General features: G+C 62.5%; 18 protein-coding genes. 4 read left to right on the forward strand and 14 right to left on the reverse strand.

What is annotated here, in order from left to right:
• Nucleotides 1–100: 100 nt before the first annotated feature.
• Nucleotides 101–3,478 (forward strand): pyruvate carboxylase, encoded by a 3,378-nt coding sequence (locus tag AC2YB9_RS01735; RefSeq protein WP_487267034.1) that lies wholly within the window; start codon nt 101–103, stop codon nt 3,476–3,478.
• A 121-nt stretch (nt 3,479–3,599) separates the two neighbouring features.
• Here AC2YB9_RS01735 and AC2YB9_RS01740 read toward each other — a convergent pair whose 3' ends face one another.
• From AC2YB9_RS01740 to AC2YB9_RS01755, 4 genes are read right to left on the reverse strand one after another with little or no spacing between them, the layout of a single operon-like run.
• Nucleotides 3,600–5,033: a carboxyl transferase domain-containing protein gene (locus AC2YB9_RS01740; protein ID WP_487267035.1), complete on the reverse strand. Its 1,434-nt coding sequence runs from the start codon at nt 5,031–5,033 to the stop codon at nt 3,600–3,602.
• A 43-nt stretch (nt 5,034–5,076) separates the two neighbouring features.
• Complete coding sequence (locus tag AC2YB9_RS01745; RefSeq protein ID WP_487267036.1) at nt 5,077–6,258, reverse strand: CaiB/BaiF CoA transferase family protein; 1,182 nt, start codon at nt 6,256–6,258, stop codon at nt 5,077–5,079.
• A 12-nt stretch (nt 6,259–6,270) separates the two neighbouring features.
• Nucleotides 6,271–7,377, reverse strand: a complete 1,107-nt coding sequence (bar, locus tag AC2YB9_RS01750; protein WP_487267037.1) for a barbiturase — start codon at nt 7,375–7,377, stop codon at nt 6,271–6,273.
• Nucleotides 7,378–7,413: 36 nt separating this feature from the next.
• Nucleotides 7,414–8,349 (reverse strand): carbamate kinase, encoded by a 936-nt coding sequence (locus tag AC2YB9_RS01755; protein WP_487267038.1) that lies wholly within the window; start codon nt 8,347–8,349, stop codon nt 7,414–7,416.
• Between the two features lie 231 nt (nt 8,350–8,580).
• Between AC2YB9_RS01755 and AC2YB9_RS01760 the strand changes: the two genes are divergently transcribed.
• Together AC2YB9_RS01760 and AC2YB9_RS01765 are read left to right on the forward strand one after the other, a co-directional pair.
• On the forward strand, nt 8,581–8,973 hold the full coding sequence (locus tag AC2YB9_RS01760; protein ID WP_487267039.1) for a ferritin family protein: 393 nt from the start codon (nt 8,581–8,583) through the stop codon (nt 8,971–8,973).
• Nucleotides 8,970–9,782, forward strand: a complete 813-nt coding sequence (locus tag AC2YB9_RS01765; protein ID WP_487267040.1) for a family 1 encapsulin nanocompartment shell protein — start codon at nt 8,970–8,972, stop codon at nt 9,780–9,782. The genes AC2YB9_RS01760 and AC2YB9_RS01765 overlap by 4 nt, the downstream gene beginning before the upstream one ends.
• A gap of 22 nt (nt 9,783–9,804) precedes the next feature.
• On the opposite strand, the gene AC2YB9_RS01770 is transcribed toward AC2YB9_RS01765, so the two are convergent.
• From AC2YB9_RS01770 to AC2YB9_RS01780, 3 genes are read right to left on the reverse strand one after another with little or no spacing between them, the layout of a single operon-like run.
• Nucleotides 9,805–10,602 carry an SDR family oxidoreductase gene (locus AC2YB9_RS01770; protein ID WP_487267041.1) on the reverse strand — a complete coding sequence of 266 codons (798 nt, stop codon included), beginning with the start codon at nt 10,600–10,602 and terminating at the stop codon, nt 9,805–9,807.
• Between the two features lies 1 nt (nt 10,603).
• Nucleotides 10,604–12,544, reverse strand: coding sequence for a hydantoinase B/oxoprolinase family protein (locus AC2YB9_RS01775; protein ID WP_487267042.1), 1,941 nt, complete (start codon nt 12,542–12,544; stop codon nt 10,604–10,606).
• Entirely contained in the window at nt 12,541–14,658 is a 2,118-nt protein-coding gene (locus tag AC2YB9_RS01780; RefSeq protein WP_487267043.1) for a hydantoinase/oxoprolinase family protein, read from the reverse strand. Before AC2YB9_RS01780 ends, AC2YB9_RS01775 begins: the two co-directional genes overlap by 4 nt.
• A 231-nt stretch (nt 14,659–14,889) precedes the next feature.
• On the opposite strand from AC2YB9_RS01780, the gene AC2YB9_RS01785 reads away from it, so the two are divergent.
• Complete coding sequence (locus AC2YB9_RS01785; protein WP_487267044.1) at nt 14,890–16,119, forward strand: NAD(P)/FAD-dependent oxidoreductase; 1,230 nt, start codon at nt 14,890–14,892, stop codon at nt 16,117–16,119.
• Between the two features lie 91 nt (nt 16,120–16,210).
• Here the strand turns inward: AC2YB9_RS01785 and AC2YB9_RS01790 are convergent, their stop codons facing one another.
• The 7 genes from AC2YB9_RS01790 to AC2YB9_RS01820 form a co-directional block, all read right to left on the reverse strand.
• Entirely contained in the window at nt 16,211–17,695 is a 1,485-nt protein-coding gene (locus tag AC2YB9_RS01790; RefSeq protein ID WP_487267045.1) for an amidase, read from the reverse strand.
• Nucleotides 17,634–18,284: an SRPBCC family protein gene (locus tag AC2YB9_RS01795; protein ID WP_487267046.1), complete on the reverse strand. Its 651-nt coding sequence runs from the start codon at nt 18,282–18,284 to the stop codon at nt 17,634–17,636. Before AC2YB9_RS01795 ends, AC2YB9_RS01790 begins: the two co-directional genes overlap by 62 nt.
• On the reverse strand, nt 18,281–20,704 hold the full coding sequence (gene cutA / locus AC2YB9_RS01800; RefSeq protein WP_487267047.1) for an aerobic carbon-monoxide dehydrogenase large subunit: 2,424 nt from the start codon (nt 20,702–20,704) through the stop codon (nt 18,281–18,283). The genes AC2YB9_RS01795 and cutA overlap by 4 nt, the downstream gene beginning before the upstream one ends.
• Entirely contained in the window at nt 20,701–21,348 is a 648-nt protein-coding gene (locus tag AC2YB9_RS01805; protein WP_487267048.1) for a (2Fe-2S)-binding protein, read from the reverse strand. The genes cutA and AC2YB9_RS01805 overlap by 4 nt, the downstream gene beginning before the upstream one ends.
• Before the next feature lie 16 nt (nt 21,349–21,364).
• A complete protein-coding gene (locus AC2YB9_RS01810) occupies nt 21,365–22,234 on the reverse strand; it encodes an FAD binding domain-containing protein (RefSeq protein ID WP_487267049.1) in 870 nt (289 codons plus the stop codon).
• Nucleotides 22,231–23,535, reverse strand: coding sequence for a uracil-xanthine permease family protein (locus tag AC2YB9_RS01815; RefSeq protein WP_487267050.1), 1,305 nt, complete (start codon nt 23,533–23,535; stop codon nt 22,231–22,233). Before AC2YB9_RS01815 ends, AC2YB9_RS01810 begins: the two co-directional genes overlap by 4 nt.
• A gap of 304 nt (nt 23,536–23,839) precedes the next feature.
• A complete protein-coding gene (locus AC2YB9_RS01820) occupies nt 23,840–25,519 on the reverse strand; it encodes a PucR family transcriptional regulator (protein ID WP_487267051.1) in 1,680 nt (559 codons plus the stop codon).
• Nucleotides 25,520–25,530 lie beyond the last annotated feature (11 nt).

The raw sequence follows: 25,530 nt of genomic DNA on the forward strand, positions 1-25,530 counted from the left end.
CTGAGGAGTCACTTATAAATGACTACTCAGCGTATGCAAACGACTCCTCGGCATTGGTAGGTTGTAGCCACCGCTGCTACTAACCGAACGGAACCACACGTTGTTCCAGAAGATCCTTGTCGCCAATCGTGGCGAGATAGCCATCCGTGCCTTCCGTGCCGCCCATGAATTAGGCGCGCATACGGTCGCAGTTTTCCCGTATGAGGATCGAGGCTCCGAGCACCGAGTGCGGGCCGATGAGGCGTATGAGATCGGCGAGCGTGGCCACCCGGTCCGCGCCTATCTCGATCCGCAGATCATCGTCGCGGCCGCGGTCAAGGCCGGCGCTGACGCAATCTATCCGGGCTATGGATTTTTGAGTGAGAATCCGGATCTGGCCGAGGCATGCTCGGACGCCGGAATCGCGTTCATCGGTCCGGGGAAGCATGTCCTCGAACTAACTGGCAACAAGTCGACCGCGATCACCGCTGCCCGAGAGGCCGGTGTGCCGGTACTCAACTCCGTACCGCCCTCCTGTGATGCCGATGAATTGATTGCTGCATCGGAGCAGCTGAACTATCCGTTGTTCGTGAAAGCTGTCGCCGGTGGCGGTGGGCGCGGCATGCGCCGGGTCAATGACCCGGCCAAACTGCGGGCGGCGATCGATGCATCAATGCGTGAGGCCGATGGGGCATTCGGTGACCCGACCTGCTTCATCGAGGAGGCAGTGGTCAACGCCCGTCACATCGAAGTCCAGATCTTGGCCGACTCCGCGGGCAATGTGATTCATCTATATGACCGCGACTGCTCGGTGCAGCGCCGCCACCAGAAGGTGGTTGAGCTCGCACCGGCACCGAATCTCGATCCGGCAATCCGTGATCGACTCTGTGCTGATGCGGTCAAGTTTGCGCATGCGATCAACTACGAGTGCGCTGGCACGGTCGAGTTCCTGCTCGATGAACAGGGTCGCCATGTGTTTATCGAGATGAATCCACGGATTCAGGTCGAGCACACCGTGACGGAGGAAGTCACCGACGTCGATCTGGTGCAGGCGCAGATGAGCATCGCGAGCGGCGCGACGTTGCCCGAATTGGGGTTGACCCAGGACCGGATTGTGCTGCGCGGCGCGGCGCTGCAGTGCCGGATCACGACTGAGGACCCGTCCAATGAGTTCCGCCCCGACACCGGCCAGATCTCGACCTATCGGTCCCCTGGCGGGCCGGGCGTCCGGCTTGACGGCGGGACGACCTACACGGGGGCGGTGATCAATGCGCACTTCGATTCGTTGCTGACCAAGCTGACCTGCCGGGGTCGTGACTTCGCCGAGACGGTCGAGCGTGCGAGCCGTGCACTCGATGAGTTCAAGGTGGGCGGCGTTGCTACCAATATTAATTTCCTCAAGGGGCTGCTGGCCGACGAAGACTTCCGAACCGGTCGGGTCAGTACGACCTTCATCGAGGAGCATCCGGGGCTGATGGCTGCCCATGCAACGGGGGATCCGGGCGCAAAATTGCTCAACTACCTCGCCGACATCACCGTGAATCATCCGAACGGCACCGCGCCCATCACCTTGGATCCGCGTGAGAAACTGCCGCCGATTGATCTCAAGGCGCCCGCTGCGCCTGGCTCACGCCAACTGCTGGAACAACTCGGACCGCGCGATTTCGCCGCCGCACTGCGGGCGCAGAATCTGATCGGTGTCACCGACACGACGTTCCGTGATGCGCATCAGTCGCTGTTGGCGACGCGCGTGCGTACTCGCGACCTCGTCAACGTTGCCCCCTATGTGGCTCGGATGACGCCGCAGTTGTTCTCAATCGAGGCGTGGGGCGGCGCGACCTACGACGTGGCATTGCGCTTCCTCAAGGAGGATCCGTGGAGCCGGCTCGAACAGTTGCGCGCCGCGGTCCCCAATGTGTGTCTGCAGATGTTGCTGCGCGGGCGGAACACGGTCGGCTACACCCCCTACCCAGTCGAGGTCACCCAGACGTTCGTCGCCGAGGCCGCGCGCACGGGCGTTGACATCTTCCGCATCTTCGACGCGCTCAACGACATCGACCAGATGCGCCCGGCAATCGATGCCGTACGCGAGACCGGCCGCGCAGTCGCCGAAGTCGCGCTCTGTTATACCGGCGACCTGTCCGATCCGGATGAGAAGCTTTACACGCTCGATTACTACCTGCGCCTAGCCGAAGAGATCGTCGACGCCGGCGCCCACATTTTGGCGATCAAGGACATGGCGGGGCTGTTACGTGCGCCAGCGGCCCGGACTTTGGTGACCGCGCTGCGTGAACGCTTTGACCTGCCGGTCCATCTGCATACCCATGACACCGCCGGCGGACAGCTCGCGACACTAGTGGCGGCAATTGATGCAGGCGTTGACGCGGTCGATGCCGCCTCTGCTGCATTGGCGGGTACGACCAGCCAACCGCCCCTGTCCGCATTGGTCGCGGCAACCGATTTCAGCGCCCGATCGACCGGTCTGGACATCGACGCGGTCAACGATCTCGAACCGTTCTGGGAAGCCACCCGCCGGCTATATGCGCCGTTCGAGACCGGACTGCCAGCCCCGACCGGCCGCGTCTACACCCACGAGATCCCCGGCGGCCAACTGTCCAACTTGCGCCAGCAGGCCATCGCTCTGGGTCTTGGCGAGAAGTTTGAACAGATCGAAGACATGTATGCCGCCGCCAACGACATCCTGGGCAATCTGATCAAGGTGACGCCCTCGAGCAAAGTCGTCGGTGATCTCGCCCTGCACCTTGTTGCTGTTGGCGCCGACCCGGCTGAATTCGCTGAGGATCCGGGCCGCTTCGACATTCCCGCGTCAGTCATCAGCTTCCTCGCCGGTGACCTCGGTGACCCGCCCGGTGGTTGGCCCGAACCATTCCGCACCAAGGCGCTCGCCGGCCGCACGGTCAAGCCGGTTGTCGAAACGTTGTCGGAGGAGGATCACGAGAGCCTGACCACCGCGCCGCGTGAAACCCTCAACCGGCTCCTGTTCCCTGAGCCGACAAAGACCTTCGAACAAGCCCGACAGGACTACGGCGACATCTCGCAACTGCCGACCGCTGCATTCTGGTACGGCCTGCGCGCCGACACCGAAACCGAAGTCGAATTCGAACCCGGCAAACTGCTGCTGTTCGGACTCGAAGCGATCGGCGAGGCCGATAGCCGCGGTATGCGTACGCTGATGGGCACGATCAACGGCCAACTGCGCCCGACCGTCGTACGTGATCGTTCGGTCGACGTCACCGCGACCCAGGCCGAGAAGGCAGATCCGGCCAATGCGAAGCACATCGCCGTGCCGTTCGCCGGCGTCGTCACTCCGATCGTCGCCGAGGGCGATGCCGTGACCGCCGGTCAGGTCGTCGCGACAATCGAAGCGATGAAGATGGAAGCGTCGATCACATCCGCCAACGCCGGAACCGTCGGCCGCCTCGTCATCGCCTCAACCGGCCAAGTCCAAGGCGGCGACCTACTCCTCGAACTCGCCTGACAACCGCCGCGCCGCCGGTGACAGTTTCCCACGATAACCCCGGGAACTGTCACTCCTCACAGGTTGCAACGTGTGAGAGGCGACAGTTTCCTGTGAGAAGTTGGACTGTCTTGCAGCGCGCCTAGCGTTCAGCGAGGAGTTCGCGCAGCTGCGCGGCGACCTCGGCTGCGATCGCAGTGGCGAACCCCTCGGGATCGACATCCGCGCCAGCGCCCTCGGAGACGATGCTCTGAATCGTTCCGGCCGCGAGCAGATCGACTGCCCGAACCTTCTGACTTTCGGCCATCTGCGGCGCGTGGTCGACATCGCCGAAGACAATCGCGCTAGCACCCTCGGGCGGTAGCGGTGAGAGCCAGGAGTGTTCGGCCGCGATGATGCGGTGCGCGGGCAGCAGCGCGAGCGCCCCGCCGCCACAGCCTTCGCCGAGCAGCACTGACACGGTTGGCACTTTCATAGTCGCCATCGTGCTGATGCAGCGGGCGATCTCACCGGCGATCGACTTCTCCTCAGCGGCCGGCGAAATGTCGGCTCCGGCGGTGTCGATGAAGGAGACGAGCGGAAGTCCGAGTTCGTTGGCGAGTTTCATGCCGCGACGAGCTTCACGCAATGCGGCCGGTCCCATCGGTTCGGCCGGCGTCTGCGTCCGACGGTCCTGGCCGACGATGACACACGGTTGGCCGTCCAAACGGGTGAGGACGGTCAACATTGCACTATCGCGTTCGCCCTCGTCGGTGCCTTGCAGACGTATCGTGTCGGCGCCGCCGAAGCGGATGATTTCGCGAACGCCCGGACGGTCTGGGCTGCGGGTCGTAAGGATTGAGGCCCACGCAGACTCAGGTGCGGCCAGCGGATCGGTACGTCGTGTCAGTGTTCCGGGCGTGGCCGGGTCAATCAGCAGACTGAGTGCGCGGTCAACCACTTCGGCGAGGTCCTCGGTCGAGACAACAGCGTCGATGATGCCCTTCGCCGCAAGGTTCTCGGCCAGTTGGACGCCCGGTGGGAAAGCGCGGTCGGTCAGCAATTCATAGACCTTGGGGCCCAGAAAGCCGATCAGCGCACCGGGTTCGGCGACCGTGATGTGACCAAGCGATCCCCATGAAGCGAAGACACCGCCGGTGGTGGGATGGCGCAGGTGTACGAGGTAGGGGAGACCGGCTGCTTTGTGGTCCATGATCGCCCGCGAGATCTCGATCATCCGTACGAAGGCGGGCGTGCCCTCCTGCATACGAGTGCCACCCGATGAGGTCGTGGCAAGGATCGGTAGCCCCTCGGCTGTCGCGCGGCGCACCGCAGCACTGATCCGGTCGCCTGCGGCTACGCCGATCGACCCGCCGAGGAAACGGAATTCGTTGGCGATGATCGCGACCGACCGGCTGTGCATGAGGCCACGGCCGGTGAGTACCGATTCGTCGAAGCCGGACCGGGTGGCAGCGGCTTCGAGTTCGCGTTGATAAGCCTCGGGGTGAGCCGAGATGTCGATCGGCTCGTCCCAAGACTCAATCGGTCCGTCAAGGACGATGTCGATCAGTTCGCGTACGGACGGGCGGGTGGCCATGAAGCCTCTTTCACTCGGGATTGAACGACTCGGAGTTGAACGATTATTCAGTGGCGTCGAGCCAGGCTCGAACCGACTCGTTGTGCTGTCCCAGCGTCGGCGGCGCGATGTTCTGCGGACGTGATCCACCGTAAGGATTGTCGTCCAAGCGCAACACCGGACCCGGCAGCTTGAGTTGACCTTGGGTCGCGTGCTCGACGTCGATCAGCAGGCCCTGGGACTTCACCTGCTCCCATTCGTAGACCTCGTCGATCGTGCGTACCTTGCCCGCGGGTACGCCGATTTCGTCGAGCACTGTCAGCCAGTGTTCAGCCGGTTCGGCGGCGAAGACCGCTTCGATCAAGGCAATTAACTCATCCTTGTGATCGACCCGGTCGCCATTGGTTGCGAAGCGCGAGTCATCGACGGCAACACCGATCGCGGGCGCGAACTTCTGCCACAGGCCTTCGGAGCCGCAGGAGAGTTGGATCGGAGCGGTCGCAGTATGGAACAGCCCGTATGGCGCGATCGATGGGTGGTGGTTGCCCGACGGGCCGGGGACCTGATGGCCGACGGTCCAACGGGTGCCTTGGAAAGCGTGAATGCCGATGATGCCGGCGATGAGCGAGGTACGGACGACGCGGCCCTTGCCGGTGTTGGAGCGTTCAAACAGGGCCGCGACGACACCGTAGGCGCCATTCATACCGGCCAACAGATCGGCGATCGGCACCCCAACCTTGGTCGGCTCATCCGGGTTGGAACCCGTAACGCTCATGAGGCCAGCCTCGCCCTGGGCGATCTGGTCGTAACCCGACCGGGACGCCTCGGGGCCGTCGTGGCCGAAACCGGTGATCGATAGGATCACGAGGCGGGGATTGAGTTCGTGCAGTTTTTCGACGCTGAAGCCGAGCCGGTCAAGTACGCCGACCCGGAAGTTCTCCATTAGGACGTCAGCGCGCCGGACCAGCCGGGTCAGGACGTCCTTGTCAGCTTCGTCCTTAAGGTTGAGGACGATTGACTCTTTGTTGCGGTTGGCCGACATGAAATAGGTCGACTCGCGCTCATCACCATCACCAACAAACGGTGGCCCCCAACCGCGACTGTCGTCGCCGGTCGGACTTTCAACCTTGATGACGCGGGCGCCGAGGTCACCCAGCATCATGCCCGCATGGGGTCCCGCGAGTGCACGCGTCAGGTCAAGGACAAGGATCCCGTCGAGAGGCCCACCGTTTGTTGATTCAGTCATGATGAGTATCGATCAGCTCAGGTCGACGATTGCTGCGACCGGCCCGCCGCCATCGGGACCCTGGTGGGCCGCCGAGACTGACACAAACACGGCCGGATCGCCGGTGACGGAGGCTGCGACGCCACCGACCGCGGACTTGATCTGGCGGTGCCAGTGCACATCGGAATCGTCGAGCATCGCATTGCGGCGACCGCGGACCATGCCGTCTTCGCTGACCTCGCACTTGAGGAACACGTTGACGAGCTTGCCGTTGAGGTCGCTGGACAGCGGGCGCTCGGGCAGATCCAGACCGGCATCCTTGATGGCATTCCAGATGCCCTCGGTGTCGAGCGCATCCTTCATGACGGAGTGGCCGACACGGTAGTGGCCGCCGACGCCGCGGGCGTTGCCCACGACGACAACCTGTGCCTGGTCGAGTTCGACTCCTGAGGAGCACGAAGCGACGGCCGAGAACAGGCTGCGATCCTTCATGATGTCAGCATCGGTCGGCATCTCGATCTCGCCGAGTGCGACTGCGATTCCGAGTGCTGTGGTGCCGTTGGACAGGTCCATCGACTCATGGGTGTGCTCGGTCCATACGGTTTTGCCGCGGCTCTTGGCGTCCTGGATCGTGTGGATCGTGAGCAGCGGTGTTTTGGTCTGTACGTAGTGCACATCGGCCGGGTCGGTGATGCCGGCCTGAGCCATAGCTTCCTTGACGGCAACCGAGACCTTTTCGACCATGGCTACGCGGCCGATATCTTCGGGCAGCAGCGTCTCGCTCATGGCGAAGCCGACGGTTAGGCGCGGCTCATCGGTCTTGATGGTCTTCTCTTCGGGCAGCGTCGCGAAAATCGTGGCGTGGGGGCTGATGACACCGTCGGTGCCGCCGGACCATACGACCGGGATGTGGTGGACCTCGTCGTATGAACGGGTGCCCTTCTCCAACAGGACCTCGCGGAAGGCACGGTCGGCGATGATGCGGGTGTAGTCGTTGACACCGCCGTTGCCCTCGGTTTTGCCGATGATGGCGATGACGCGATCGGCTTCCATGCTGCCGTCGTCGATCAGTTTGGCGAGCTCGCTTGCGTCGGCAACTGAATGGATCGGGACTTTGCGGACTTCAATAGCTGATGGCACTTGACGAATCCTTCCTTGGGGGGTGGTGGTGCTGGTTCAGTTGTGCACGACGCGCGTGCCCAAATGGCCGTCGATCGCTTGGGCGATGCGTGGCAGTGAGGTGATGATTCCGGTGCCGTGACCGGCCTCGGCGAAGCGGGTCACGGCCTCGATCTTGGGGCCCATTGAGCCGGCTGCGAAGCCTTGATCCTTCGCGATGCAACGCATCTCGTCGGCGGTGACTTCGCCGATCGGCTTGGCGTATGCGGTGCCCCAGTCGGTGACGGCTGAGTCTACGTCGGTTGCAATAACGAGCAGATCAGCCTTGATCTGGCGGGCAATGAGCGACGCGGTCAGGTCTTTGTCGATGACCGCCTCGACACCTTCGAGGGTGCCGCTCTCGGTGCGGATCGTAGGGATGCCGCCGCCGCCGGAGCAAATAACGATGTAGCCGGCTGCAACCATTGCGTCGGCGGCTGGGCCGTCGAGGCATTCAAGCGGCTCGGGCGAGGCGACGACACGGCGCCAACCACGGTCCGCGACCTCGATATAGCGCTGGCCGTGCTCGATCATCACGCGGGCCTCGTCAGCGGGCAGATAGCGGCCGATCGGCTTGGTTGGGTTGGCGAAGCCGGGGTCGTCGACCGAGACGAGGGTTCGGGAGACAAGAGTTGCGGTACGGCGATCAAGCCCGCGTGCCGTGAACTCGTCATCGAGTGCATTCATCAGCAGCATGCCGATTGTGGCCTGCGTCTGGGCCCCGCACCAATCGAGGGATACCGGCGGGACCTGGCTTGCCGATAGTTCGTTCTTGACCAAGAGGTTGCCGACTTGGGGGCCGTTGCCGTGCGTCAACAGGATGTCGTGGCCAGCCGCAATCAGATCAGCGATTGGCGGTGCTGCTGCCACGATGGCGGCGCGTTGGTCCTCGGGGCGGGCCCGACCGTCAGCCGAGGTCATGGCGTTTCCGCCGAGGGCAATCACAATGCGCATACTTGAAACTTAGGCCGGAGATGTGTTGTGGCGCACGGTCAAGACAAGCCAACACATTCGCCAGTCTTCGGCAGGTTGTGCCAAAAGCCCGGAAACGTACTCCCCTGGGGTGGTGGCTCAGCCACCGTGTTTGGCAACAACACCGTGGCAGAGTCACCACCCTTCGGGGCGACGCTGATTGAGCCGCATCGCTATGCTCGATAGACGACAACCGAGGTTGAGGAGTTTGTCATGGGGTTCGATCAATATCACGAGCCGGCCGCGGAACTTTCCGCTGAGACGCGCACATTTGCCCGCATGTGCGCGAATTTGACCGAAGAAGCCGAGGCAATCGGCTGGTATGAACAGCGGATGTCGATTGAGCCAGATCCGGTCTCTCGCGCCATCATGGAAAATTCGCTCGGCGAAGAGTTTAAGCACTTCAGCATGGAACTGGAGTTCCTGATGCGGCAGAAACCATTGTGGCGTGAGACCGCCCGAGGAATTCTCTTTCAAGACGGTGACATCGTCGAGAATGGCGAAGCATCGGAGGAAGCGGCTGGATCTGACGACGCGGAGGCCCCGCCCGAACAATCAGCGTCCGCGTCACTGGGTATCGGCAGTTTGAAGGAAGGCACAGTATGAGCGGCAATCATTTACTTCGTGAGCATGCACCGATCACCGAGGCTGGTTGGGAACTTCTCGACTCGGAGGCCAAGGAGCGTCTGGTTGGTGCTTTAGGAGCACGCCGGTTCGTCGATTTTTCCGGTCCACACGGATGGAGTTATGCGGCGACCAATCTGGGTCGGACCACGCGGCTCCAAGAATCCCCGGTCGATGGGATCGAGGCCCGGCAACGCCGAGTGCTGCCGCTCGTCGAGGTGCGCGCCGACTTCGCCGTTTCGCGCGAAGAGTTGCGTGACAACGAGCGCGGGGCGCCCGACGCCGATCTCGCCGATCTTGCTGAGGCCGCGATCCGCATCGCCTCGATGGAGAACAAATGCGTCGTCCACGGCTGGCCGGAGGCCTCAATGGTCGGCATTGTGGATGCATCGCCCTATGACGCAGTGCCGCGGGTTGCCGACTTCCGCGACTATCCCGAGCGGGTTGCTCAGGCCGTCGAGACGCTGCTGAAGGGCGGGGTCAGCGGTCCGTATGGGCTCGCGGTCGGTCCCGACGACCACACCGCCATCATGGAATCAACCGAGCATGGCGGCTATCCGCTGTTCGATCACCTACGCGAAGTCCTCGGCGGTCCGATCGTCTGGAGCCCGGGTGTAGCTGGCGGCGTCGTGATGAGCCTGCGCGGCGGCGACTTCCTATTCGAGTCGGGCCAAGATCTTTCGGTGGGATACAGCCACCACGACCGCGACAACGTTTATCTCTACCTGGAGGAGTCGTTCAGTTTCTACTCTGCGACTCCGGAGGCGGCCATCGCACTGGCGGCGAGCTGAGCCGGTCAGAACAATTGCCTGCTCAACCGGCACCAAGCTCGCGCTGTAATGCGGCCTTGATGCCGGTTGGGGTGCGCCCCAAAATCGCCTCGAGCGGCAACGATCCGACGAGGAGCCCGTAGTGGTCGTAGTAGTCGAACATTGACAGCAGCCAGTCGCGAATCCGTGGCTCGAGACCGGCACCCTGGTTGGCGATCCAATCGGCCGGATCGATGCGGTTGGCCGAAACATTCGTCCCAAGCACACCCCGCGCAACTGCGGCAACGTCGGCGATACTCATACGATCGGGCCCGCCAAGCTCGTATGTCGCCCCGTCATGGCGCGGGTCAAGGATTGCATTGGCGGCGGCTTCGGCAACATCGGCCAGATCGACGAAATTGAATGGTTTGGTCACGCTGTAGGGCTGGTCGAGAGTCGGCGGCGTCGACTGCAGCGCGGGCAGAAAATTCTGCAGATATGGACCGGGTTGAAGGATCGTCCAGGCGATGGGCAGGTGCCGGATGAGATCCTCGGCGATGGCCTTGCCCATGTGGTGCGGCATCGTCGGTGCATAGGGCATCGCGACCGAGTGGAAAACAACTTTGCGAACGTTAGCATCCAGCAGCGAGCCCAACAGGTCACTTATGAACGTCGGCTCATCGGGATACATATTGGGTGCGATCAAGTAGACCGCGTCACTGCCTCGAAGCGCCGCGACCGGATCGGTGAGCTCGGCTCGTCCGAGCGGACGCACCACGACATCGTGCTGCCGCAGTGCGGCGGTGACGGCGCGCCCGGTCTTGCCGTGCCCGCCGATCACCGCCACCTGCGTTGGTGCCAATTCAGAGCCAATCAACCTCGGCCGAGGTTGCGCCGCCGCTGAGCTGGGCGTAACCGGGACCGCGATCGAAGAACGCATCCTCGCCGCGGGCGCCGCGGATCCGGTCGCGTTCGGTGTTGGTTGCTGCCGCGTCATACGCAAGGTCGTCGGTGTCCCGCGATCCGGTCAGTACGACGCCATAATCGGTGCGCGCGGACTCGGCCGAAACCTTGCCCCACACGACATCGCGAACGACCATGTCGAGATCGCGATCAAGCGGATCGCCCCAACCGCCGCCACCGGTCGTACGGATGCGCAGCGTCTCGCCAGCCAGGATCGGCTCAGCATCAGCAAGCGCGTCGACATGGCGTTCCTGCGGCGTCCCGGGATTGATGACAACCTCGAAAGATTTGCCGGCCTTGCCGCCCTTGACGCCCCAGCAAGCCAGGATTGAACGGTCCGCGATCGACATGAAGTTGGCATCCTTGAGCATCCGGATGTGCTTCTCGTAGCCGAGGCCGCCGCGGAACTGACCGGCTCCACCTGAATCCATCGCGAGGCCGAGGCGCTCGACGATGAACGGGAAACGCGATTCGGTGAACTCGGTCGGCAGGTTGCGCGAGTCGGGAACGACGTGGATGGTGTCTTCGCCATCGGCGTAGTAGCGACCACCGGCACCCCCGCCGAGCACTTCGCGCATCAGGTAGGAACGGCCTTCCATGTCCTCGCCATAGACGCCGGTGTAACGGATCGTCTCCTGATCGGCGGGCATCCTTCCGTCGACTGCCTTGGCGATGACGCCGGCGAGTACGCCCAGCAGGCGCAGGATGACGAACGTACGCGCGTTGGTCGGCGCCGGGAAGATCGGCGTGAGTAGCGTGCCCTTGGGCGGGAACCGCATCTCGATCAGCGGCACGATGCCCTCGTTGACATCGAGTTCGGCCATACGCTCGGGTGATTCGGCGAGGTTGCGCAGAATCGGAGCGAGCCACTTCTTGAGGAAGACACCGTCGGAGTAATCGCCGCAGTGGTTGATGGGGCCCTTGGCCTGCGGCGATGTGCCCGCAAAGTCAAGGATTAGTCGTTCGCCACCCTCGTCCTCAGCCGAGGTGCGGGTCAGCGTGATGCGTTGGGTATGCAGTTTGGGATCGTCGACGCCATCGTGCTCGGCGTAGTCTTCCCATACCCATTCGCCGACGGGGATTTGGCTGAGGATTTCACGACGATACGTCTGCGTTGTGCGGTCGATTATCGCGTCAAAGCAAGACTCGACGACCTCACGGCCGTAGCGGTCGAACAACTCACCGAGGCGGCGCGCGCCCATGAGACATGCGGAGCATTCGGCATCAAGATCGGCCGCGAGTGCGTCAGGCATACGCGAGTTGCGGGTCATGATGGCGAGCGCGGAACGTACCGGCTTACCGGCATCCCACAACTTGATCGGGGGGACCATGAGGCCCTCTTCGAACACTGAGGTCGCGTTGCTGGGCATCGAGCCGGGGACCGCGCCGCCGATGTCGTCGTGGTGCCCGAAAGCCTGGACGAATGCGACTACCTGGGGCTTGCCGGTGGCCTCGTCGGTATGGAATACCGGAACCGTGACGCACAGATCGGGAAGGTGCCCGATGCCGCCTTCGGACTGATAGACGTCGTTGTGGAAGAACACATCGCCGGGCACCATCTCCTCGAGCGGGAAGTCCCGCGCGATCGGATGAACCAAGGCGCTGTACGAACGCCCGGTCAGTTTGCGCAGCAACCGGTCGTGGATGCCAGCGCGAAAATCGTGCGCATCGCGAATCATGGGGGACCGGGACGTGCGCGCGATGGCGGTCTCGACTTCCATTTCGACCGAGGCAAGGCTGCCTTGGACGATCTCGACGAGCACCGGATCAGCTGAGGCGCCGGCGTCGTCGGTGAGTGAGCCGAATGGGAACTGGGTAGGGGCTTTCTGGGAGGTGGTCATCGGGCGACTCCTTCGCGAGTGACGATGATGTTGAGGAAGTTGTCGACCTTGGCGACGAATCCTGGGTGGACCGGCACGGTCGAGCCGAACTCCTCGATCACGAGCGGGCCCGAGATCGTGGTGCCAGCGGTCAGATCGGGACGCCAGTAAACGGGGGTTTCGACGTAGCCGTCTGCGGTGTCGAAGCAAACTGCGCGACGACTGGTTGGTGTCGGCGTGACAGCGGCTTCCGTGACAGCGGCGGCCTGGAAATCGGGTCGTTGAATCGGGCCGACGCCGGAAACGCGCAGGTTGACCCATTCGACCTGCTGCGTGGTGTCGTTGGCAAAGTCGTAGCCATAGAGCGCGCGGTGCTCGTCGTGGAAGAGTTGTGCGGTCCGGGTGGTCAGTTCCTCGTCAATCGGTCCCTCGCCGAGCGGCACACGTACCTCGAAGGCTTGTCCGAAGTAGCGCAAGTCGGCAGTGCGCACGAAGCGATGTTGCTCGGCCGGGAAACCTTCCTTGTCGAGTGCCTCGCGGGCACGGTCGGTGAGTTCGTCGAAGTAGTTCGCCAGGATCGGCACCTCGATCTTCTCGTGCAGGGTGACGTGGGTCTGGACGTAGTCGTTCTTGACATCGACCGTGAGCAGGCCGAACGCCGAGACGTTGCCCGGATTCGGCGGGACGAGAACGGTCGGGATGTTGAGGATGTCCATCAGGCGGCACAACAACAACGAGCCGGAGCCGCCGAATGTCGTGAGCGTGAAGTCGCGGACGTCAAGACCACGTTTGACGGTGATCTGGCGGAGTGCATTGGCCTGGTTCCACGCCGAGATCTCGAGGATGCCAGCGGCACATTCTTCGGGGCTGAGGTTCAACGTCGCAGCGAGTTCGACGACACCGGTACGAGCAGCGTCGGCGTCGAGAGCGATCTCGCCACCGAGCAGGTGCGCTGGGATGCGACCGAGCATGACATGGGCATCGGTGATGGTGACTTCGGTGCCGCCCTTGCCGTAGCAGATCGGACCCGGATCGGCGCCGGCCGAAGCCGGTCCGACTTTGAGCGCGCCCTCGGGGGACAGCCAGGCGATCGAGCCGCCGCCAGCACCGACCGTGACGACATCGATCATCGGGATCTTGCTCGGATAGACGCCGACCGAACCTTCAGTTGTCAGCGTGGGTTCGCCGTCGATGACGACTGATACGTCAGTTGAGGTGCCGCCGCCGTCGCAGGTGAGTACGTGGTCGAAGCCAGCGTTCTGGGCAATCAGGGCAGCACCGAGCGCGCCAGCTGCGGGGCCGGACAGGACCGTCGTGATCGGTTGGTTGACGACCTCGTCGGCACTGAGCACGCCACCATTGGACTTCATGACGTAGAACGGGATCGTGCCGGTGAAGGCGTCGAGCCGCGCTTTGATGTTGGCGATGTAGCGCGAAACGCTGGGCTTGACCGAGGCGTCAACAAGCGTTGTCATCGAGCGTTCATATTCGCGGTACTCCCGCAAAACTTCCGACGAGACCGAGACGATCGCGTCAGGATGCTCTTCGGCGACGATCTGGCGCATGCGTTGTTCGTGCGACGGATTGGCGTATGAGTGCAGCAAGCAGATGCCGAGCGTATTGACATTCTTGGCCTTGAACCAACGGGCGATGCCGCGCGCCTGTTCTTCGTCGAACGGGCGGATCTCATTGCCCTGGAAGTCGAGGCGGCCGATAACGGTCTTGACCAAGTCCCGGGGGACGATGCGGTTGGGCTTGACCCAGAAGTAGGAGTTGCCATAGCCATCGGGGACTGACTGGCGGGCGATTTCGAGCACCGACTCGTAGCCGTCGTTGGTGATGAAGCCGACGCGCTCGATTTTGCCCTCAAGAAGTTGGTTGGTCGCGACCGTCGTGCCGTGACTGACCGCGCTGATGGCGGCACCGCTGTCAGCGGGCAAGCCCACTTGCTCAAGCACTTTGTTGACGCCGGCCATGAAGCCATCGGCGGGATTTGCTGGGGTTGACGGGGTTTTCGTGGTGAAGATCTCCCCGGTCGATTCATCGAAGGCGACGACGTCGGTGAACGTTCCTCCGGTGTCGATGCCGATCCTGATTCTGCGTTCCTGAGTCACTACTTGATCCTCCTGGGTCATGGCTCAATTCCACCGTGGTCAGGCGTTCCAGACCACGGCATACATGGCCGTAGGATCGAATCATTCTTGTTGACAGTTGCCAAGATCCGGATCACACTCGCCTGTCTTCCCTGTCTTCCCTGTTGCGTGGTGACTCAGCCACCGTGTTCGTGGCTGACACGGTGGCTGAGCCACCACGCCTCCGAGGCGCTGCCCCAGCAGTTTCCTGACGTCGAGGTGGGACACTGGAACATGTCCGACCCGAAATTTGTCATCGTTGGCGCTGGTCAAGCCGGCGGCACCGCAGCCCTAAAACTGCGCAATCTCGGCTTCGCCGGAACAATTGAACTCATCGGGTCCGAGCCGCACATTCCGTATGAACGCCCGCCGCTGTCGAAGTCCTACTTGAACGGTGAGCCGTACCGCTCCCATGATTTGCTGCCGCATGAGGAGTGGTATGCCGAACACGACATTGCGTTCCGGATGGGATGTACCGCGGTCGGGATCGATCGTGCGCAGCGCCATGTCGCGCTCGACGACGGCACCCGCGCTGACTACGACAAACTATTGATCGCCACCGGATCGCGTCCCCGGCCGTTGACTATCCCGGGCGCCGACGGCCCGCGCGTGTTCTATTTGCGCACTCTCGAAGACTCTCAAAAATTGGGTGCTCAACTGCGTGCCAACACCGGACTCGTGATCGTCGGCGGCGGCTGGATCGGACTTGAGGTTGCGGCGGTGGCCGCCGACAAGGGTTGCGATGTCACGATTGTCGACCCACATAAAGTGTCACTTGAGTCGACCTTGGGCGAGGCCGTTGGCGGCTTTTTTACGGACGTGCATCGCGCCCATGGCGTCGAATTTCACTTCAACACACGAGCCGTCGAGATCGCCGACGAAGGCGAAACGAGCGTTGTCACCCTCGATGATGGGCAGACGCTGCGGGCCGACTGCGTGGTTGTTGGAATCGGCGCAATACCCCGAACCAACCTGCTCGATGCGGACTTGCTGGCCGCTGATGGTGGCGTCAGCGTCGACATTCAGATGCGAACCGCTGATCCGAACATATTCGCAGCGGGCGATATCGCCAGCGTCGCGAATCCGTTTTATGGGGTGCCGCTGCGCAGCGAACACTGGACGAACGCCCTCATGAGCGGGAAGATCGCCGCTTCATCAATGCTTGACCTGGATTCGGACTTCGACCCCCTCCCGTTCGTTTTCACCGATCAGTACGACCTCTTCGTGGAGTATGCCGGTTGGCTGGCGCCCGGAAACTCGGCAGATGCTGTGGTCCGGGGCGATCTCAACGAGCGTGCCTTTCAGGCATTTTGGCTCGTTGCCGATCGAGTCGTGGCAGCGATGCACGTCAATCGCCGCGACGAAGGAATGGTTCCGTTGCAAACGCTAATCCGCAAGAAGACACAGGTCGATCCAAACCAGTTGGCCGATCCATCCATACCGTTGGCCGACTTGGTGCCCTGACTTGATGCCTTGAATTCGCGATCTGAAGCCTTCGTCACCTAAACGCGGCAGTTTTAGGTCACAAAGGCTTCAAATCGCGGGGGCTTCGGCGTCAGAGAGCCGGGCGGCGATCTCCCACTTTGGTCTGCTGCTCGAAGGCGTACGCGATCTCGAGCAACCGGCGTTCCTGATTCGGTGCGCAGACCAGTTGGATGCCGATCGGCAGGCCGTCAGCGGTGAAGCCAGCCGGCACCGAGATTGCTGGACAGCCGGTGACCGTGATGAAGTAGGCCGAACGCATCCAGTCCAGATAGGTGGCCTGAGCGCGACCGTTGATCGCCAGCGGATATTCCTCATCCGCGCTGAATGGCGGCACCTGGCTGACCGGCATCGCGAGGACATCGTGTTCGGTGAAGAACAGCCGCATCCGTTCGCTGAGCGTCGTACGTTGTTCATATGCGCGGGCGACATCAGCACCGGTCAGGGGAGCGCCGGCACGAATATTGTCGGCCAGCGATGCCTTGAACTCGTCCGGATGCTCCGCAAGCATTGCGCCGAAAGTGGCTTGGAAGCCCCAGGCGCGCAGCGTACGGAACGTGTCCTCGGCCTCGCTCAGATCGGGATCGGCGTCGACGACGGTTGCACCGGCGGTGCTGAAAACGTTGCGCTGGGCTGCGGTGACTTCGGCAACCTCGTGATCGACCTCGAAGGCGCCCGCCAGATCGGCCGACAGCGCCACGCGGAGGCCACGCAGGTCGCCGGTCAATGGTTCGGCAAAGACCGACCCGGGCGTCTCGCGTGCCAGCGGCGCTCGCGACGTTGGGCCAGCCATGACCGACAGCAGCAGCGCGACATCGGAGACGTTGCGTGCCATCGGGCCTTGAACGGAGGTGGCCTGCCAAGCATTGCTCTCAGGCCACTGGGGAACCCGACCGAGGCTGGGACGAAGGCCCACGACATTGCAGAACGAGGCAGGGTTGCGCAGCGAACCACCCATATCGCTGCCGTCGGCGAGCGGAACCATGCCGCTCGCGAGTGCTGCTGCGGCGCCTCCACTGGAGCCGCCAGCTGAGCGGGACTGGTCATAGGGGTTGACGGTCGTGCCGAAGATCGGATTGAAGGTATGCGAACCGGCCGCCCATTCGGGCACATTCGTCTTGCCGATCGTGACCGCACCCGCACCGCGGACGCGTTCGACCATCAACTCGTCCTGCTCGGGGACGTGGTTCCCGCGCAGCGGCGAGCCGGAGGTGGAGCGCCACCCGCCGACCTGATGGGTGTCCTTGAAGGCGAATGGCAGACCGTGCAACGCGCCGATCTCATCGCCGCGCGCCAGACTCTCATCGGCCGCGAGCGCGCCGGCCCGGGCTCGATCTTCGTCCAAGCTGACAATCGCATTGATCGCCGGATTGGTCGCCTCGATGCGTTCGAGGTGCAGGTCCATCAGCTCGCGCGCGGAGATTTCTTTGCTGCGCACGGCCGCAACCATCGCTCGGGCAGAGCTGAAACAGTCAATCGTCACGACAAACCGCCGATCAGCCGCGGTGGCGACTGGCGAGCGCCCCCGCGACGACACCGAGCAGCACGAGGCCAGCACCGACTAGCACGCCCTTGAGGAACTCATCCCCCATGGGACCGGACGCCGTACGCGTCGGGGCAGTGAACGCTTGACCAACTGCCGGTGCACTGGCAACTGCGCCTGGCGTGCCCGTTTCTGCACCGACAACAATTGCAGCAGGAGCCTCATTGCCGGTCAGGACATCATTGATTGACTTGAAAAACGTTCCGGCCATTCGTTTACTGACCGAGGTCAGCATGCGCTGGCCAACTCCGCCGACCATTCCGCCAACGACTGCATCAGCCTCATAGGAGAGGTTGGTGGTGCCGTTGCCGTTGTCGACAAAGCGAACCGCGACATCGACGCCAATCGTTCCCGGCGCCCCCGAACCCTCGGCGCGCATCAGCAGCGACTCGTGCGGCTTGAGATCACTCAGGACGCACTCGCCCATGTAGGTGCCCTTGATCGAGGCAACTCCAGCGGTGACAGTCATCGCATAGGAGTTCTCGCCGGCTGCAACAAGCCGTTCGCAACCGGGAATCGTACGGACCAAAACCTGCGGATCGAGGATCGCGTTCCAGACCTGTTCGGCCGAGGCATCGAGCACAGTGTCGCCGGAAATTTTCATAGGTGTTTTCCTTTAGTGAGTTTCTTGCCGGCAGCAGATGCGTCTGCGGCGTGGCTGAGTCGGAGGTCATACAACTCGGACGGGGAGATCGGCATGCTGGTGATTGGGAAGCCTTCGGCGTCCTCGATCGCGGAGGCGAACACCGCCGCGGACGGGATCACACCGGCCTCACCAGCACCCTTGAGCCCGAGTGGATTGAGTGGTGAGGGAGTTTCTTGGTGATCAAGTTCGATCAGCTTGGGCACTTCGGTGACGTACGGCATGAGGAAATCCATGAACGAGGCGTTCAGCAACTGACCGTTCTCGTCGTACTCCATCTTTTCGTACAGCGCACCGCCGACACCTTGGGCGACGCCGCCATGAATCTGTCCATCGACGATCTGCGGATTGATCAGGGTGCCGCAGTCATGCACAACGGCATAGCGCAGGATTTTGATTTCTGCGGTCTCTGGATCGGTCTCGACGATGACGGCATGGATGCCACTGGCGAACGTGCATCGTGACGGCGAATAGAAATCCTTGCCTTCGAGTCCGGGTTCGTCATCCTCATCAACTGGCGGCTTGTTGGGGTCGCCGACAACGAACTGGGTCGCAGCCTTCGACGCCTCGTCGAAGGCATAACGCAGTGGATTCGATAGGACCGCAATTGTGCCGAGCGAGATCGAGCTGTCCGGCGCACCCTTAACGCTGATGATGCCGCCGGCGATCTCCAGATCCTCGACATTGGCCTCGAGCGCCTCGGCCGCGATGCGTAGTGCCTTGGCGCGCACATTGCGGGTGGCCAGCGCAATCGCTGAACCGCCCATGACCGCTGATCGCGAAGCAAAGGTGCCGACTGAATAAGGCATCCGCCGGGTGTCGCCGGTGACGACCTCGATATCGGACATCGGCACGCCGAGTTCATCGGCGACGATCTGCGCGAATGCGGTCTGATGGCCCTGGCCCTGAGTTGTTAGGCCGGTCGTGACCTTGACCTTGCCGCTGGTCTCGATGTGGACGTGGCCACCTTCATAGGGACCGACCCCGGTGCCCTCGACATAGCAGGCGATGCCGATGCCAACCGTGCGTCCTTCGGCGCGCGCCGAAGCACGGGTCTTCTCGAAATCGTCCCAGTCGATCAGCTTCTTGGCCTTCGCCATGAGCCCCTGGTAGTTGCCGGAGTCATAGGTCAGCGGACGCCCATCCTGAAACAGCAGTCCGCCTTGGTCATAGGGAAAGTCTTCGACCTGGATGAAGTTGTTCTCGCGGACCGCAGTGCGATCCTTGCCCAGATAGGCCGCGATTGCATCCATCGTGCGTTCCATCGCGAAGACACCTTGCGGCCGGCCAGCGCCGCGGTACGGCGTCACGATCACAGTGTTCGTGTAGAGGCTTTCGAAGATCACCGAATAGTTCGGTGGCTTATATGGCCCGAGCAACTGGGTCGACGTGATGATCGGGACGATCAGTCCGTATGGCGTGTAGGCACCGTTGTCATGCCAGAACTCGACCGCGAGGCCGGAGATCTTGCCGTCATCGTCGAAGCCGACCTCAATGTGGTGGGTCTGGGCGCGTTCGTGTGCGGAGGAAATGAAGTGTTCGCGACGGTCCTCGGTGAACTTGACCGGCCGACCCAAGATGCGGGCGGCCAGCGGCACAAGGAGTTCCTCCGGCCACGGGTGCATGATCTTCGCGCCGAAGCCACCGCCTACATCGGGGGTGATGACGTCGACTTGTTCCAGATCGAGTTCGAGTTTCGAGGCGACGGCGGCCCGAACGCCGGTCGAGGTCTGCGTCGAGGACCAAACCTGCATACGGGACGAATCCAGGTCCCAGCGCGCGACGGTGCCACGGCCTTCGAGCGGCGTCGAAGCGCTGCGTTCGACCTTCAGATCGAGCGTCAACGTGTGCGGCGCGGCCTTGATCGCCGCGGCGGCATTGCCAAATGACTGTTCCATGTGTCCGGCGATGTTGCCGGGGACATCCGCGTGGACGAGATTGTCGGCCTTGCGGGCGGCTTCGATGCCGACGACGGGCTTGAGCACTTCGTAGCGGACCCGGATGCGTTCGACTGCATCTTCGGCGATGTAACGATTCTCGGCCACAACGAAGGCGATTGCCTCGCCGACATGGTTGACCTCATCCTTGGCCAGGGCGTACTGGGTCCGGCCATGGGTAAGACTGGGATGGGGGATCAATAGCGGCAATGGATCGGCCATCGGACCGGCGAGATCGTCATAGGTGAAGACCGCATGGACACCCTCGATGTCAAGGACCGCTTCGACGTCGATGTCGAGGATGCGCGCGTGTGCGTGGGGACTGCGTAGCACTGCGGCCTCAAGCGCATCGGTCATTAGATCGTCGGAGTAACGGCCCTTGCCACGTAGGAAGCGGTCGTCTTCGACCCGGGCAACGCGCTCACCGAACATCCGAGTGGTCATGACTTGTCTCCGTCGATCGACGTGTCCTGCTTGACTGCCTTGACTGCGTCTTCCGAGGCTCCGACGGCATCGAGCACCGCATCGACGTCGGCTGAGCTGGCCTCGACCAAATCCAACGCGACCGTGGTGCCCGCTTCCGTGGAATCGCCACGCGTGATCTCGGCAGCGCGAATCACTGATTTTGTGATGTTCTGATAGCCGGTGCAGCGGCACAGGTTCCCCGCGATCATGTCGCGCGCCTGGTCCTCCGTTGGATCGGGATTTTCCTTGAGTCCAGCGGTGATCGTGGTGAGAAACCCGGGTGTGCAGAAGCCGCACTGCAGGCCGTGGCAGTCTTTGAAGGCCTGCTGGACCGGGCTGAGTGAGCCGTCAGAGTTGGTGAGTCCTTCGACGGTGGTCAGCTCATAATCGGCAGCCGACACAGCGAACATCAGACAGGCGCGCACAGGCTTGCCATCGACGAGAATCGTGCAGGCGCCACAGACTCCGTGCTCGCAACCGACGTGGGTGCCGGTCAGGCCGATGTCATGACGAAGCGCGTCGCTGAGTAGACGTCGTGGTGGAACATCAATGTCGTAGGCGACGGAGTTGATCCGCAGTCGTACATGTTGGGTTTCTTCGACGTGGGAGTTGCTGGTGGTCACGAATATGCTTCCTCATCTATCGGCGAGCGAGGGCGTCGATGTGCCCTTGGCGGACGACTCGTGCCGTCAGGGTTCGGGTGAGTTGAGCGCGATATTGCGCGCTGGCGTGAATGTCGGTTTCGGGGTCGAGCGCGGCCAATGCCAATTCGCCGGCATCCGCGAGCGCCTGGTCGGTGATTTCGCCGCCCGAAAATGCTGCGGTGAGGTCGACAACGGTCGGAACTTCACAGACCGACAGGTAGCTGGTCCGAACGCTGACTATTGCGCCCGATTCTTCGATTTTTACCTCGGTGGCAACTCCGCACAGGGCGTAGTCGCCGTGCCGGCGAGCTACCTCGTCATAGCCAATTCCGGTCAACGGTGTGAGCGCTGGGACAAATGCCTCAATGGCGATCTCGCCATGTTCGAGCGCCGATTGCATCGGGCCGACGAACAGTTCATCGGCGGGGATCGTCCGGCGGCCGGCGGCCGAGGCCGCAGTGACCGTCCCACCAAGCAGGACGAGCACTGCGGGCATCTCGGCTGACGCATCCGCGTGGACGATCGAGCCCACCGTCGTTCCGCGATTGCGGATCGTCGGATGGGCGACGTAGCCGAGTGCCTTGTGCAGCAGCGGTTGAATCCGCTGCGCTTCGGCATGTTCATGGAGTTCGGCATGGCGGACGGTGGCGCCGAAACGGACGCCCGCATCATCGGTAGTGATAAGTGACAACTCCTTGATCCCGTTGATATCGATCAACTCTGACACGGTCAGTAGCCGCATCGACAGCAACGGGATCAAACTCTGACCGCCGGCGAGAATCTTCGCCTCGGGCTCGGCCGCATACGCGGCCAGAGCCTCATCGAGGGAAGATGGTCGCCGGAAGGCAAATGGAGCAGGTTTCATGCAAGGTTCCTCGAGATCGTCGGTCCGCTTCCGAGGTCGTCTTCCTTGAACTTGACCAGGTGGTAGAGCACGACGAGCAAGATGGTGCCGAAGGCGATACCACTCAGCTCGAAGTCATTGGTGATCTTCAGCGTGACGTTGCCGATACCGGCGATGAGACCAGCTGCGAGCGGGATCATGTTGACCGGGTTGCCGAAGTCCACGTGGTTGTCGACCCAGATCTTGGCACCGATCAGACCGATCATGCCGTACAAGACGACGGTGATGCCGCCGAGGACGCCGCCGGGGATCGCCGCGATGATCACGCCGAACTTCGGACACAAACCGAGGATGATGGCGAATGCCGCGGCGAAGTAGTAGGCCGCCGTTGAGTAGATCCGCGTGGCCGACATGACACCGATGTTCTCGGCGTACGTTGTGGTCGGTGCAGCACCGAACAGGCTGGCGAACGCCGTGGCGACACCATCGGCACCGAGGGCGCGACCCATGTAAGGATCGAGGTCAGTGTTGGTCATGTCCGCGACTGCACGGACGTGGCCGGTGTTCTCAGCGATCAGCGCAATGACGCCGGGCAGAACCAGCAGGATGAAGGTCAGCGAGAAGCTCGGGCCGTGCACGGCGGAGACACCATCGGCAAGTTTGCCGCTCGGTAGGCCGAACCAGGACGCGTCGCCGAGACCGGCAAGATTGATGCGATCGTGCGGCAACGCCTTGCCACCACTGGTGGGTGTGACCGACGTGATCTGACCGAACACGGAATCGGCGAACCACGATGCGAGGTAACCGAAGACGAGCGCGAGTGCAACCGCGATACGGGACCAGAAGCCAGGCGCGAGGACGGCTACGAGTACGAGGAAGACCGTCGTGAGGATGGCAATCCACTGATCTTGTGGCCAGTAGATCGTCGCTACGACGGGCGCGAGGTTGAAGCCAATGAGCATGACCACGCCACCGGTGACGGCGGGCGGAAGCACCTTCTTGAGCATGCCTGCGCCAGCAAAATGCACGGCGACGCCGACTGCGGCTAGAACGAGGCCGGCGACGAGGATCGCGCCAGTGACCTGCGATGAGTCGCCGCCTTGGGCGCGGATCGCGCCGACGCTTGCAACGAAGGCGGCGCTGGTGCCGAGATAGCTGGGGACGTTGTTCTTGACGACCAGTAGGAAGAAGATCGTGCAGAGGCCCGAGAACAGGATCGCGAGGTTCGGATCTAGACCCATCACAATCGGGAAGACAAAAGTCGCACCGAACATCGCGACGACGTGCTGCGCGCCGATCCCTGCGGTACGGCCCCAACTCATACGTTCATGAGGTCCGACGGCCTCACCCGGGGGCGGCGTCTTTCCGTCATGTACAACTTTCCAACTGAACATTGTCGACATGCTGGTGTCTCCTCGGTGGTGAGAGTGCATCGGGCCGTCTTGTACCGATGGCCTGACTTTAGTGCGCTGGATCACATTCCCTCACTGGCGAGAATTGTCGAACTAATGCCAATAACACTGGCACTAGTTGGGCAGCGTTCAACGTGAGATGTGCTACGCGGCGCCGGACAAAATCCCAACCCCCCATTGCTGGGCGTCAGTTCTGCCGCCACGATCGCCGGGATCAGGGCTGCATTTGCCTGACTTGGAGTGCGACTGCGATGTTCAGCCGTAGGTGCGGATCGGCGGTGAATGGCCCCAGAATTCGTTCGAGCTTACTGATTCGATAGCGCATCGTGTTGTAGTGGAAGAACTGAATTCGGGACGCTTCGGCGACATTGAGATTGCAGTCGAGCAGCACCTGGAGGGTCGTACGCAGTTCGCTTGCTTCGCTCGTGTCGTCGGCGAGTTCGCCGAGCACGTCGCGGGCGAACGCCATCAATTCCGATTGATCTGGGATCAGTCCGATCAGTCGGTGGATACCCAGATCATCGAAATGGGTTGTGCTTCCACTGCCGTTGACCCGGCGACCGACCTCAGTTGCGCGGCGGGCTTGGGCGTATGCGCCGGGCAGATCATCCAATGATTCGACGAGTCTGCTCACCCCGACTGCGAAGGACCGGCGGCCGCCACCACGGTCGCCCGATACGCTCGTGATGAGCCGGCTCAAGGTCTTACGGATCACGGCTTGAGCATCCTCAAGCGATCCTTCGAAATTCTGCGGGACAGGTAGCAGCGTCACGACCTCAGCGGAGAAGTCGGCGGTCGGCACGGTTCGGTCGTGCGAATGGATGACTTGGCGCCACGCGGTGAAGAAGCGGCCCTGCCAATCGCGGCTGATCCGGCCGGGGACGGGACCCTCGTCGGCGGCGGGCGGATCGAGCTCGGCCGAGATCACAATCGCGGGGAGCCGCATGTCCCAACCCAAGCCGCCCGCGTGTTCGCGCACGAATTCGGCTTCGCCGGCGCGGCCGCTGAACACATCACGCAGGAAGTCGCCGCGATATTTGCTTTCGACGGCGCTGACTGCCTGTTGGCGGGTTATCAGTAGTGCTGCGACGGTGGCGGCGCGTTCAAGCGCATACATGTCATCGTCGGAGATTCGGCGGTCCGGATTGAAGCAGACCAGCCGGGCAAGATCGCTGCCGCCGGCAACGACGGGTTGCAATCGGACCTGACCGGCGCCGACGGAGAGTGGGAGCCGGCTCGCGCGTTCGACCCGGAAGCGGCCCTCGGGAGAGAACAATTCGGCGGCTTCGAGTCGTTCGCGCATGGCCTCGGTCAACGCTTCGGCCTGGATCCGTCCGTCGGTGGAAGTGAGGAGTACACCAACTGACATCACCCGGGCTACTTCTTCGGCGATGTGTTCTAGGTCGCCACCCTCCAAGACCAATCTGGCGAGGGCTTCGTGCAGTGCATCAATGCGTTCAAGCACATTCGCGTGTACTTCGTAGAGCCGGTCGTGCACCTGCTGTAGCAAGTCGTCGAAAGCAATTTCGGCAGGGAGTCCAAGGATCGGAAAATCCAGCCGGTTGGCCAGTTTGAGCACTTCGCTGGGGACCTCATCGAGATAACGACCGACCTTGATGCCGAGCGCGGTAGTCTCGCGCTCGTCGAGATCGCGGATCAGTTGGAGGAACTCAGCGCTATCGGTCGCCGAATCATCGTCGGCTGGTTTGAGTGGGTAGCCCGTCGTGACCAGCAACTCATGCGGTTTCACCCAGTCGACGACATCGGGGACTTCCATGACATTGAGTCGGGTGACGATTCGGTCGAGCCCGTTCTTTCCAGCCAAGATGGTCGTACCGGCTAGGCACTCGACTTGCAGGATCTCTCGCAGCGAAACGCGGTATACGCCGGGCATCAAACCTTGCA

This window comes from Aeromicrobium changchenzhani (assembly GCF_057586615.1).